At 67.8% G+C, this 11,945-nt stretch carries 9 protein-coding genes; 7 read left to right on the top strand and 2 right to left on the bottom strand.

The window, feature by feature from the left end; all coding sequences use genetic code 11:
• Positions 1–395 precede the first annotated feature (395 nt).
• Positions 396–3,200, bottom strand: a complete 2,805-nt coding sequence (locus EDC64_RS13645; RefSeq protein WP_132032218.1) for a response regulator — start codon at positions 3,198–3,200, stop codon at positions 396–398.
• Between the two features lie 206 nt (positions 3,201–3,406).
• On the bottom strand, positions 3,407–4,039 hold the full coding sequence (locus EDC64_RS13650) for a PRC-barrel domain-containing protein (protein WP_207916066.1): 633 nt from the start codon (positions 4,037–4,039) through the stop codon (positions 3,407–3,409).
• 332 nt (positions 4,040–4,371) lie between these two features.
• On the opposite strand from EDC64_RS13650, the gene EDC64_RS13655 reads away from it, so the two are divergent.
• The 7 genes from EDC64_RS13655 to EDC64_RS13685 all read left to right on the top strand — a co-directional run bounded on the left by EDC64_RS13655 (position 4,372) and on the right by EDC64_RS13685 (position 11,938).
• Positions 4,372–4,638 carry a hypothetical protein gene (locus EDC64_RS13655; protein WP_132032222.1) on the top strand — a complete coding sequence of 89 codons (267 nt, stop codon included), beginning with the start codon at positions 4,372–4,374 and terminating at the stop codon, positions 4,636–4,638.
• A 124-nt stretch (positions 4,639–4,762) separates the two neighbouring features.
• Positions 4,763–5,245: a tellurite resistance TerB family protein gene (locus EDC64_RS13660; protein ID WP_132032224.1), complete on the top strand. Its 483-nt coding sequence runs from the start codon at positions 4,763–4,765 to the stop codon at positions 5,243–5,245.
• The gene (locus EDC64_RS13665; protein WP_338023407.1) at positions 5,226–5,990 is read left to right on the top strand and encodes a glutamine amidotransferase; all 765 of its coding nucleotides are present in this window, start codon (positions 5,226–5,228) and stop codon (positions 5,988–5,990) included. The genes EDC64_RS13660 and EDC64_RS13665 overlap by 20 nt, the downstream gene beginning before the upstream one ends.
• Before the next feature lie 141 nt (positions 5,991–6,131).
• Positions 6,132–8,633, top strand: a complete 2,502-nt coding sequence (locus EDC64_RS13670; RefSeq protein WP_165933768.1) for an ATP-binding protein — start codon at positions 6,132–6,134, stop codon at positions 8,631–8,633.
• The gene (locus tag EDC64_RS13675; RefSeq protein ID WP_132032422.1) at positions 8,630–9,001 is read left to right on the top strand and encodes a response regulator; all 372 of its coding nucleotides are present in this window, start codon (positions 8,630–8,632) and stop codon (positions 8,999–9,001) included. The genes EDC64_RS13670 and EDC64_RS13675 overlap by 4 nt, the downstream gene beginning before the upstream one ends.
• Positions 9,002–9,322: 321 nt before the next feature.
• Positions 9,323–10,183, top strand: a complete 861-nt coding sequence (locus tag EDC64_RS13680; protein ID WP_245504696.1) for a sugar phosphate isomerase/epimerase family protein — start codon at positions 9,323–9,325, stop codon at positions 10,181–10,183.
• Between the two features lie 135 nt (positions 10,184–10,318).
• On the top strand, positions 10,319–11,938 hold the full coding sequence (locus tag EDC64_RS13685) for an FMN-binding glutamate synthase family protein (protein ID WP_132032424.1): 1,620 nt from the start codon (positions 10,319–10,321) through the stop codon (positions 11,936–11,938).
• Positions 11,939–11,945: the final 7 nt, after the last annotated feature.

The raw sequence follows: 11,945 nt of genomic DNA on the forward strand, positions 1-11,945 counted from the left end.
TCGATTCAACCTGATCGGATCAGGCGCTTCAGCCGGCATTGCGCGCCGGCCGTACCACCCCCGCTGCATCGGCGCGCGTCGCCCGCCTCACCGGCTCCGGCTCCATCGTGTGATGGCTGCGGGGACGCAGCGCCCCGAGATCGCGGTCGCCGGCACATAGCGTGGCCCCCGCACATCTCGCGCCCTCCCCACCGGAATGACGCAGCCTTCCGCGCCGGCTCGCACCGCGATGCCGGGCAGCTCTGGCGACGGTTCGAGCCCTGCGGCCGGGACGCGAAAATAAAACGATGGAGAGCGGAACCCGCCTCACGCACGCGGGTTCATTCACCGAGCGGCGGGCGTGTCGGAGGTGCCCACCCCCCTTCCCCCTCCCCGGCTTCCGGTGCGACCGCCGCTCACACCTTCCCGAAATCGAAGCCGAGAGTGGCCAGCGCCTTGCGGAGCGCCGCGCTGTCATAGGGCTTGGCGACCAGGGCGACACGCTCGTCGGCGGCAAACATGGCCTGAAGCTCCCCCGTGCCATAGCCCGACGCGACCAGGATGGGCAGATCCGCTCGGATCGCCCGCAGCCGCCGCAGCAACTCGTCCCCTCGCAAATCGGGCAGCCCGACATCGACGACGGCCGCGGCGAGCGCGTGCGCATCCGTCTGCGCGACCGCAAGAGCGGCAGCGGCGGTGCCGACGAGATTCACCACGAAGCCGTCATCCTCGAGAATCTGGCGCGCCACCATGGCCACGAACGGCTCGTCTTCCACCAGGAGAACCGTCCCGCGGGGTTCCGGCTGTTCCAACACGTCCCTGACCTTTCCTGCGAGTTCGGCCTGATTGAACGGTTTCGTCAGCAGCTTGACCCCCCGTTCCAGACGGCCGTGATGGACGATGGCGTTGGGGGCATAGGCCGTGGTGAACAGGACCTTCAGCCCCGGAACCTGCGCCATCGCCCGTTCGGCGAGGTCCCGACCGTTGAGGCCCCCGAGATTGACGTCCGTGAACAGCAGATGCGGACGAAGGCCGCCCGAGAGGATGGCGATCGCCTCTTCCGCCGAACCGGCTTCCGCCACATCGTATCCGAGCTCCGAAAGCACGGATACACTGTAGTTTCGCACCGACGCTTCATCCTCGACGACCAGGATTGTCGTCTTTGCGGAGCAGCGCGGCAAGGCGGCAAGGCCGCGGCTTGGTGACACCGGGGCATGCGCGCCGCGAAGGCGGGGCAGGTAGATCTTGACCGTCGTCCCCTCGCCGATTTCGCTGTAGATCTTCACATGGCCGCCGGATTGTTTGACGAAGCCGTAGACTTGGCTCAGCCCAAGGCCGGTCCCCTCGCTCGGTCCCTTGGTGGTGAAGAACGGTTCGAACGCCCGCTCCAGCACCTCCGGAGGCATGCCCGATCCGGTATCGCTCACGCACACCACCACATATTGCCCGGCATCCACCTCCTCGTGGGCCGCGGCATAGGCCTCGTCGAGATAGGCATTGGCGGTCTCGATGGTGAGCTTTCCGCCGTTCGGCATGGCATCGCGCGCGTTGACCGCCAGATTGAGCATGGCGCTTTCGAGCTGATTGGGATCGATCTCGGCCCGCCAGAGGCCGCCCGCCAGCACCGTCTCCACCAGGACGCGCTCGCCCAGCGTCCGGCGCAGCATCTCCGACACCACCGTGACGAGGCGGTTGACGTCCGTGGGCTTGGGATCGAGCGGCTGGCGGCGCGAGAAGGCGAGCAGGCGCTGGGTAAGGGTCGCCGCGCGCAGGGCACCCTGGCGCGAATAGTCGAGGAAGGTGCGGATCTCCGTCTCGGTCGGCGCGACGCGCCGCTCGGCGGCTTCCAGATTGCCGATGATGACGGTCAGAAGATTGTTGAAATCGTGCGCGACGCCGCCGGTCAATTGGCCGACCGCCTCCATCTTCTGCGCCTGGCGCAGTTGATCCTCGGCCTTGATCCGCTCTTCGATCTCCGCCTTGAGGCGAGCATTGGCGGCGATCAGCTCGGCCGTCCGCTGATCGATGAGGCGCTCCAGCTCTTCACGCGATTTCGCCAGCGCTTCGCGGGCATCCACGATCTCGGTGATGTCAGTGCAGGTGCCGAACCAGCGCTCCACCGCGCCGCCGGCGGCGCGCACCGGCAGCGCGCGGCACAGGAACCATTTGAAGCTGCCGTCCGCGCCCCGCAGCCGATATTCGCGCCCGAACGGCTGCGCCGCCGACAGTGCGGCGCGCCAGTTCGCAAGGGCGTCCTCGCGGTCGTCGGGATGGAGGAAGGCGTCCCATTCGGGATGGCCGGCGCCGAACGTGCCACCGGTATAGGCCGCCCAGCGGTCGTTGTAATAGTCGCCCTTGCCGCCGGCATCCGTAGTCCAGACCATCTGCGGCAGCGCTTCCGCGAGGTTGCGGAAGCGCTTGACGCTTTCCGCCAGCGCGCGTTCCGCAACCTTGCGCTCGGTGATCTCGACCACCGCGATGCCGACGAGGCTCACCGCTCCCGCCGCGTCGCGGACAGGAAAGAATCCGGTCAACCAATGCCGCACGACCCCCGGACTGGCCGGAACCGCGCCTTCGATTTCCACGGCGGAAATCACCCGGCCCGATGCGAAGACCTGGTCGACATAGCGGTTCACATCCTCGGCATAATCCGGTGCGATGTCGCGCACGGTGCGTCCGACATGGGCCTCCGCCGTCATGACGTTGAGGTCGGCGACGCGCCCGTTGACCCGAACGAATCGGTGCGACCGGTCGAAGAAGGCGAACCCGACCGGCGCGTGGTCGAGCAATGCCGTCAGCGTGGCGAGCGTCTCCGCCTGAACCTGGGCAGTGGCTCCGAGGCTGTCTTGCGTGCGTGTCAGTTCCCGCAGCACATGGCGCAGCGCCGCCGCGATGAAGCACAGAATGAGCCCGTTCAATCCGAACAATCCGAGCGACACCAGGGCCGTCGACCCGGCTGGGAAATCGAGCCAGATCTCGATGGGCAGCATCGCCGCATTGGCCGCGAAGGCGAGGCAGAGGCCGAATAGCCCGACCCAAAGCCCCCCGAGCAGAGTGACCAAAAGGAGCCCCGGCATCTGAAGCGCGAACGGCGCGACCTCCAGCGGCGACAGACCGAGACCCAGCCGCAGGCCCGCCAGGACCCCAACCACGATGATCGCGATCGCGAGACGCCAGGCCAAGGATCTGGGGCGGGTCAGAAATTGAACAGCGAGCGCCACGCCCGAACCTCGAGGATGTGGTCAATGGACCCACGCACCGGCAGGCGAGGGCACCATGCCTGCCCCTGTTCCGCCAGACAACCCTCTGACAGAACACGCGAAGACGGCGGACGGAGAGTTCCCTCTCCATCCGCCGTCTCGTTCACCGCAACGCGCTACCCACCTGTCAGGCGCAAGACGCCTGCGCAGTCAGCGCATCGACCGGGTCACCGCGTGGTGGCGGGCGGCGTCGTGGTGGTGGCGCGCGGCGCCCCCATGGTGCCGCTCGCCGAGCCGCCGGTGGTGGTGTTCTGGTCGGTATATTCCTTGAACGCCGGCGCATTCTGCAGCTCGTCCTTGGACTTGCGCAGGATCAGCGTGTCGCCGTCCGCATTGCGCACCAGTTCCAGGGTGTTGAACGGCACGGCGACATCCTTTTCGCCGATGCCGAGGAAGCCGCCGACGCCGATCACGGCGCCCACGACATTGCCGGAGCGATCGAGCAGAACGTCGTTCACTTCCCCGAGATCCTCTTCCCCGGACCCCTGCACCTTGGTGCCGATCAGGGTGCTGGCGAGCCACTGTTCACGCTGCTGGGAATCGATGAACGCACCGCCGGCGGTCGACATGGTGCCGGACCTGGCACCCATGTTGGCGCCGGTGTTGGCACCCATGTTGGCACCCGTATTCGCACCCGTGTTGGCGCCGCCCTGGGTGTTCATGTCACGCGTATTGCCGCCCGGAGCGGTCGCGGCGGGCGGGGTGGCATTCGGGGCGGAGGAGGGGGCGGTCGACTGCGCGAAGGCCGGCGCAGCGAACAGCGTCGTCACGGCAGCGATGGCCAGAAACTTGTTGTGCATAATGAAACTCCTTTGGCTATTCTCGGCGCTCATTTCTGCGCGCTTATCAGCGCGGCTTTACAGTGACGACAACGCTCCGATCTGCACTTCGTTCCGACGTTTCTTGGGGTCCGCAGACTGCGCCGGAAATAAAGAATGGGAGCTTTGACGTTACAATAAATCGAACGCCGATCATCTTGGGCTTCGCCGAACGCAATACAGCGAAAACGCTCAAGGGAGGCGGTGCAGAGCGCACGCCTTCGTGTATAAACCCCACCTGGCGGCGGGGGTTCCCCGATTTACGTAAGGAAGGCGTCACGCCGCACGGGTGGGCGGCATGCAAGGAGATGCGCATGACATTCGCTTCCGCGGCCCTGATCGCGATGGTGTGGCTTCTGGCCGGCCCCGCCGAGGCGCAGACCCGCTACGTACCAGGCCCTCAGCCGATGCCCTCCCCAGGGGTTCCCGGGCAAAATCTGTCGCCGCCCGCGCCGCGCCAGAACCTGGCGCCGCCGCCGAACCGCACGCCGCGGCCGGGAGAAGGCGATTCCACGACGCGGATCCAGACAGACCGGTCCTCGCGAATGCCGGCGCCGCCTCCGCCGGTGCCGGGGCAGTGACCGCAACAGAAATGTCACACCGTCGCAAGAACTTGCAGACGCCGGTGGGAAGACCGGCACATGGCGTCTGTCACGGGCGCGGTTTTTGTGGCACCACAGCATGAGCCACGGGATAGGGGACGGAATGTTCCGCGCGCTCTCAGACTTCATCACCGAGATCACCGGCGGGCATCGCGATGCCAATGCCTTCGAGCCGAACGATTACCGGCTCGCCGCGGCCGTGCTCCTGGTGCACGTCATGGCGATCGATGGCGCGGTGACGGACGTCGAGCGCGACATCGTGGGCCGCATCCTGGCCGACCGCTTCTCCCTGTCCGCCGCCGATACGTCGGCTTTGGTGGAGCTCGCCATCGCCCGGGACGCCGAGGCGGTCGACCTTTACGCCTTCACGAGCGTCCTCAATCGTGCGCTCGACGACGAAGGCCGGCGGCGCGTGGTCGAAATGATGTTCGAAGTCGCCTATGCTGATGGCGGCCTGACCGAATTCGAGGACAATCTGGTTTGGCGCGCGGCCGAACTGCTGAACATCGGCGCGCGCGAGCGCGTGCAGATTCGCCGCGAGGTGCGTGAGGAGGCAGAAGGGGACCTTGGACCGCGAGACGATTGACGAGATCAGGGACGACATCGAACCGGGTTCGCCGGCTGCGGCCGGCCGCATTCTGGTGATCATGCACCAGGCGCATTCCGTCCCCGGTCGTATCGGCCAGCGCCTTGAGGCGCGCGGCTTCGAGCTCGACCCGTGCCGTCCCGCGATCGGCGATCCCCTCCCCAAATCCCTGTCCGGCCATGACGGTGTCATCGTGTTCGGCGGCCCGATGAGCGCCAACGATCCCTCCCCCTTCATCCGCGAGGAAATCGAGTTCGTCGGGCGCGTGATGGCGCAGGACAAGCCGCTCCTCGGCGTGTGCCTCGGCGCCCAGCTGATGGCCACGCAACTGGGCGCGCGCGTATCCCAACACGCGGAGGGCCTGTGCGAGATGGGCTATTATCCGGTGCGTCCGACACCGCTCGGGCAGAGCCTTCTGCCCTGGCCGAGCCACGTCTATCATTGGCATTCGGAGGGCTTCGACCTCCCCGCCGGCGCTGAGCTTCTCGCTGAGGGCGATGTGTTTCCGAACCAGGCGTTCCGCTACGGGCGCCATGCCTACGCCCTCCAATTCCACCCCGAAGTGACGCAGGAAATGATGTGCCGCTGGACCGTGCGGGGGGCCGAGCGGCTGAAGCGGCCCGGCGCGCAGCCGGCCGAAGCCCACTTTTCCGGCTGGAGCCAGTACGATCCGGCGGTTTGCCACTGGCTCGACCGGTTTCTCGACGCCTGGGTCGGCCTGACGGTCGCCGATACAAAGGGCTGACCACCGCATCTTCGCTGCTGCCCCGGCGCATGGCCGCACCCCCGCGGCATGTCGTCTAAGCTCTGCCGAGGGCTTGGTCCTGGATCCCTCCCGGCACAAACTGGCGCCAAGCTGGCCCTCGAGACAGGACGCAACGGCCCGATGGGGAAAGATGGGGAAAAGCTGCCGGCCGAGCGCCGAGGCCGACAGCGCGGCATCGGCCGCGTTCTGGTCATCGCCGTGCTCGGTGCGGGCATTTCGGCGGCCATCGTCCTTGCCGTGGGCTTCGCCAGCTTCCGCGAATTCGCCTCCGCCAATCGGCTGCGCGAGGACCTGATCTACTCCTCGGCCATCCGCGACCATCTCCAGCGCATCTTCGAAGACCTCCTCAGCGCGGAAAGCGGCACGCTCGGCTATGTGGTGACGGGGCGGAGAGAATTTCTCGACCCGCTGGAGCGCGCCGACGGCACGCTTGCCGGCGACATCGTCGCGCTGACCCAGCTCGCCGCCGCGCGCCCCGCGCACAAGGTGTCGCTGGCCGAATTCGCCCGCTTCACCGAGGAGGAGATGCGCCTGCTGCGCGAGATGGTGGCGACCCGCGACGCCAGAGGCGCGCTGGCGGCCGCGAACGTCATGGAGGCACGGCGCGGCAAGTCGCTGATGGACCGGATCCGTCTGGTGGTGACCGATATCTCCAATGCCGAAATCGCCGCCTCCGAACAGCGGACCTACGAGGTCCGCCTCGCCAGCCAGCGCACGAAGCAGACGCTGCTCCTGCTTCTGTCCGCCGCCATCGCGGTGGTGGCCGGCTCAAGCCTCGTGATGATCGCCCACCTTCTGGGACGTCGCCGCGCCGAGATCGAGCTCGCCGAAACCCTCGCCCGGCACCGGGCGATCCTCGCGAGTGCCATGGACGCCATCGTCACCGTGAACGAGCGGGGGCTGATCGAGACCGCGAACCCCGCCACCACCCGCATGTTCGGCTGGTCGCGCGAGGAACTCGCCGGCGCGCCGATCGGCCAATTGTTCACCCTCGATGGCGAGGACGCGGATCGCCGCCTGTTGCGGCAGCTCGAGACCTACGCCCTCGACGGCGGCCATGCCCGGGAATTGACGGGCCGGCGCAAGGACGGCTCGGCGGTGCCGGTCGATGTGGCGGTCGGCGAGATGCAGGCGCGCGACGGCACCCAATTGGTCGCGATGCTGCACGACATCACCGAGCGCAAGCGCGCCGAAGTGATCAAGAACGAGTTCGTCTCGACGGTGAGCCACGAACTGCGCACGCCGCTGACCTCGATCGCCGGGTCGCTGGGCCTTCTGGACGGCGGGGCCGCGGGCGCGCTGCCGGCGGGGGCCAAGCGTCTCGTCGCCATCGCGCATCAGAACAGCCGCCGGCTCGTGCGTCTCATCAACGACATTCTGGACATCGAGAAGATGCAGTCCGCATCGGTCGCCTTCGCGCACGACCCGGTCTCGCTGGAGGAGGTGGCGCGGCTCGCCATCGAGCAGAACGCGGCCTTCGCCGACCAGCACGGCGTCAGACTCGTGCTGCAGGCGGTGAGCTGCGACTCCACCGTGGTCGGCGATCACGACAGGCTGATCCAGGTCCTGACCAACCTGATCTCCAACGCGGTGAAATTCTCCCCTGCGGAGGGCACCGTGTCGCTGCGCGTGGGACGGCGGACGGGGATGGTGCGGGTCTCCGTGGAGGATCACGGCACCGGCATTCCGCTCGCCTTCCGCGCCAGCATGTTCACCCGCTTCGCCCAGGCCGACAACAGCGACACGCGCCAGCGCGGCGGGACCGGACTCGGCCTCGCCATCGTCAAGGAGATCGTCGACCGCCATGGCGGCCGAATCTCGTTCGAGACCGAGGAAGGCGTCGGAACCACCTTCCATGTCGACCTCCCCGCCCGCCTCGACGACGCTGCGCCGCCGGACCGCTTGCGCGATGCGCCGGTGCTCGTGGTGGACAGCGACCCGGCGCAGGCGACCGGGCTTCTCGACCTTTTCGCCGCCCGCGGCATCGCCGCCGAGGGCGCGGCGACCGCGGCCGAATGCGAGGGGCGTGCCGCGCTGCATCCTCTCCGAGCAATCGTGATCTCGCCTCTGCTCCACGACCGCGACGGCCTGTCCTTGATCCGCGCCCTGCGGCGGGCGGAACGCACGCGCACGACGCCGTTGATCCTGGTCGACGGCGGGGGCCGGGCGCGAGACGGCGGCATCGCCGCGCTCGCCGTCGCGGACTGGCTCGATCAGCCGCCCGAACCGGCGCGTCTGGTGGCTCTGCTTGCCCGCTTCGCGCCGCGCGCCCGCCGTCCCGCCGTGCTGCACATCGCGGTCGCTGGCGAGACGAGGCGCGCCTTCGCGCGGGCCGCCAAGGGGATTGCGGACGTCATCCCCGCGACCAGCCTGGACGAGGCGCGGGCGGCGCTCGCCTTGCGCCCCTGCAGCCTGCTCGTGGTCGACATCGACGATCCCGGCCTCGCACGGGAGGAACTGATCCGCATCCTGGAACAGCCGGAGGGGCTGCTGCCGCCTTTCGTCGGCTGCTCCCGCGCCGACGGCGATCCGGCCGTCGCGCGCCGTCTCGCCGAACTGATTTCCGCGGCCGGCCGCCCTCTTCCGCCGCTGGCCGCTCCCTCGCACGGAGACCCGGCATGACCTTGCGTGTCCTCTATGTCGACGACGATGCGGACATACGTGAGATCGTCGCCCTGTCGCTCAGCCTCGACCCGGATTTCGCCGTCGAGACCGCCGTCTCGGGAGCCGACGCATTGGTGCGCGCCCGCCGCGGCGGGATCGATTTGATCCTGCTCGACGTGATGATGCCGGTGATGGACGGCCGCACCACCTTCGCGGAATTGCGCGCGCTCGGCCTCGATCCGCCGATCCCTGTGGCGTTCGTCACGGCCCGGACCCAGGCGCATGAAATCGCTTTGTTCAAAGGCCTTGGTGCGATCGGCGTGATCGCCAAGCCCTTCGATCCCATGACCCTGGCACGGGATGTGAAGGCCTTGTGCGCCTCCTAGGATCCACCCCGTTCATCTGCCACGCTGCGGCGCCCGCGTGGCGGTGCAGCGCAAAAAATGCGTGTCATCGGCGGCCGGTAGCTCTATTGTCTAGCTCGGGGTGGCCCTTCGGATCCTGTCCGCGATCGCTGACGGCAGCATTCGGCTGACGCGCCGATCGCACCGCCAGCTCGCTCAATCCGACACATCGTTCGATTTCCAAAGGAAAACCAAGGACGACGCATACGCCAATTCTCAAGAGGGGGAGAGTGCATGGACACAGCCGCTTTGTCCAAGTCCGTTCGGGGCATCGGATATTCCTTGCGGAGTTCGGATCCGAACTTGGGCGATCTTCCCGCGATGCTCGACGAGGCAGAGACGCTGGGCGTCGATTTCGTCGAGCTTCCGATCTTCGCCTGGACGCTGATCGCCAACGGCCGGGTCATACCCGAGCGCCTCGAGCGCCTCGTCCGCCTCACCCGCGACCGCCCTTTCGGCTATACCGTGCACGGCCCCTTGGCGGTGAACCTCATGGAAGTGCCGGCGCGGCTTCCTCCTCATGTGGCGCTGCTCGATGCGGCGATCACCGTCGCCGGCGCGGTGCAGGCGGTCCATCTGGTGCTGCACAGCGGGTGCGTGCGCGACCATGACGATACGTTCGCCGTCGCCTATGCGCGCCAGCGTCAGGCCCTGCAGCGGGCCGGCGACACAGCGGGCGAAGCCGGCGTCACGTTGTGCGTCGAGAACATTTTCCGCTTCGAGCCGATGCGCGAGACCGCCACGCCCTCGCGCCTCGCAGAGGAGATCGACGCGATCGCCCATCCTCATGTGCGCGCCACGCTCGACGTCAGCCACGCTTATCTGCGCTGCGCCGACGCCAAGATCGACCCGGTCAGGGAGATCCAGGCGCTGGCCCGGTTCGCCCGCCACGTCCATGTCCACGACAGCTTCGGGCGGCCGCAGGAGGCCTGGAGCATGAACGAGGCGGAGCGCCTGGGTCTCGGCGAGGGGGACCTGCATCTGCCGGTCGGCTGGGGCAGCATCGCCTGGGAGGAACTGGCCCGGAGCTGCCGCATCGAGCCCGGCGCGATCCTCAATCTCGAACTCAATGCCCGCTATTGGAGCGAACTTAAGGACCAGGTCGCGCTGCTGCGCGGACTTTCGGGCCGTGTGACGACGCGGGATCTGCCGCGGGTCGCCTGAGGCGCGGCGGCGCGGCGCCGATGCCGCGTCTTCCCTTCAGCTTGAAGCCGCTCTAGCTTAGCCCCCTATATCCCTGGAATCAGGGAGAAAGCCGGGGGGACAGCCGTGTCGTACGCTTTGGAACCGAGCACGCAGATGCTCGTGCGCCGCTACAGTATCTTCGTCGCGATCCTGGTGTTGTGCGTCTTGTCCTTGGTGCTGTCCTTCGTCGGCAGCGGGGCGTGGCTGTTCCTGTTCTGCATCCTGTTCCCGCTCGCCTGGATCGGCGTGTTCGACGTGATCCAGAAGCAGCATTCTCTGCTGCGCAACTATCCCGTCGTCGCCTCGGTGCGCTGGGTGTTCGAGGCGGCGCGGCCCTATCTGCGCCAATATATCGTCGAGAGCGACCTCGAAGGGACGCCGTTCAACCGGCAGGAGCGCAGCCTGGTCTATGCCCGCGCCAAGCGCGAGGAAGACCGCCAGCCGTTCGGCACCGAACTGCGCACCAATGCGCCGGATTATGAATGGATGACGCATTCGCTGGCGCCCATGCCGGTCTCGGAAGAGCCGTTCCGGGTGCGTGTCGGCCAGGATTGCGCCAAGCCCTACGACGCGGCGGTGCTCAACGTCTCGGCCATGAGCTTCGGCTCGCTCGGCCGCAACGCCATCGAGGCGCTCAATCTGGGTGCCCGCAAAGGCGGCTTCTATCACGACACCGGGGAAGGCGGCCTATCGCCCTATCACCGCATCCATGGCGGGGACATCGTGTGGCAGGTCGCCTCCGGCTATTTCGGCTGCCGCAACCGCGACGGCACCTTCTCGCCGGAGCGGTTCGCCGAGAAGGCGGCCGACCCCCAGGTCAAGATGATCGAGGTGAAGCTCAGCCAGGGCGCCAAGCCGGGCCATGGCGGCGTTCTGCCCGCCGCCAAGGTGACGAAGGAGATTTCCGAGATCCGCGGCATCCCGATGGGCGAGGACTGCATCTCCCCCGCGCGCCATCCCGCATTCGCGACCCCGGCTCAGATGATGGACTTCGTCGCCCGCCTGCGCGAGCTGTCGGGCGGCAAGCCGGTCGGCCTGAAAATGTGCGTCGGCCATCCGAGCGAGGTGTTCGCGATCGTCAAGGGCATGCTGCACACCGGCATTCATCCGGACTTCATCGTCGTGGACGGCGCGGAAGGCGGGACCGGTGCCGCCCCGGAAGAACTGACCGACCATATGGGCATGCCGCTGCGCGAAGGCCTCGTCCTGATGCGCAATGCTTTGGTGGGATCGGGGATGCGCAGCCGGGTGCGCCTCGCCGCCAGCGGCAAGGTGACGTCGGGCTTCAGCATGGCGGCCAACATGGCGATCGGCGCCGATTGGTGCAATGCCGCCCGCGCCTTCATGTTCTCGCTTGGCTGCGTGATGTCGATGCGCTGCCATACCGGCCAGTGCCCGACCGGGATCACCACCAACGATCCCCACCTCCAGCGCGGCCTTGTGGTCGAGGACAAGGCCGAGCGGGTCGCGAACTTCCAGCGCCAGACGGTGATCGCCCTCGCCGAACTGGTCGCTGCGGCGGGCCTGGAACATCCGAGCGATCTCGCCCCGCACCATGTCTGGCATCGGATGACCCCGGTCGAGGCGCGCCCCCTCGACCAGGTCTATCCGTTCCTGCCGGTGGGGGCGCTGCTCGACGCGCCGGACGAGACGCCCTATGCCGCGGAATGGGCCGCAGCCGACCCCGACAGCTTCCTGCCGCGCGCGGCGGTGGGCCCGCGCCGCGCGGCGTAGCGCGCTC

The organism is Aquabacter spiritensis, from assembly GCF_004346185.1.
Lineage (GTDB): Bacteria > Pseudomonadota > Alphaproteobacteria > Rhizobiales > Xanthobacteraceae > Aquabacter > Aquabacter spiritensis.

What these genes read in the sequence shown, in the direction of transcription:
- EDC64_RS13675 (WP_132032422.1), top strand. Translation starts at nt 8,630, where the DNA reads ATGACCTTGCGTGTCCTCTATGTCGACGACGATGCGGACATACGTGAG.
- EDC64_RS13670 (WP_165933768.1), top strand. Translation starts at nt 6,132, where the DNA reads ATGGGGAAAGATGGGGAAAAGCTGCCGGCCGAGCGCCGAGGCCGACAG.
- EDC64_RS13655 (WP_132032222.1), top strand. Translation starts at nt 4,372, where the DNA reads ATGACATTCGCTTCCGCGGCCCTGATCGCGATGGTGTGGCTTCTGGCC.
- EDC64_RS13650 (WP_207916066.1), bottom strand. Translation starts at nt 4,039, where the DNA reads ATGCACAACAAGTTTCTGGCCATCGCTGCCGTGACGACGCTGTTCGCT.
- EDC64_RS13685 (WP_132032424.1), top strand. Translation starts at nt 10,319, where the DNA reads ATGCTCGTGCGCCGCTACAGTATCTTCGTCGCGATCCTGGTGTTGTGC.
- EDC64_RS13660 (WP_132032224.1), top strand. Translation starts at nt 4,763, where the DNA reads ATGTTCCGCGCGCTCTCAGACTTCATCACCGAGATCACCGGCGGGCAT.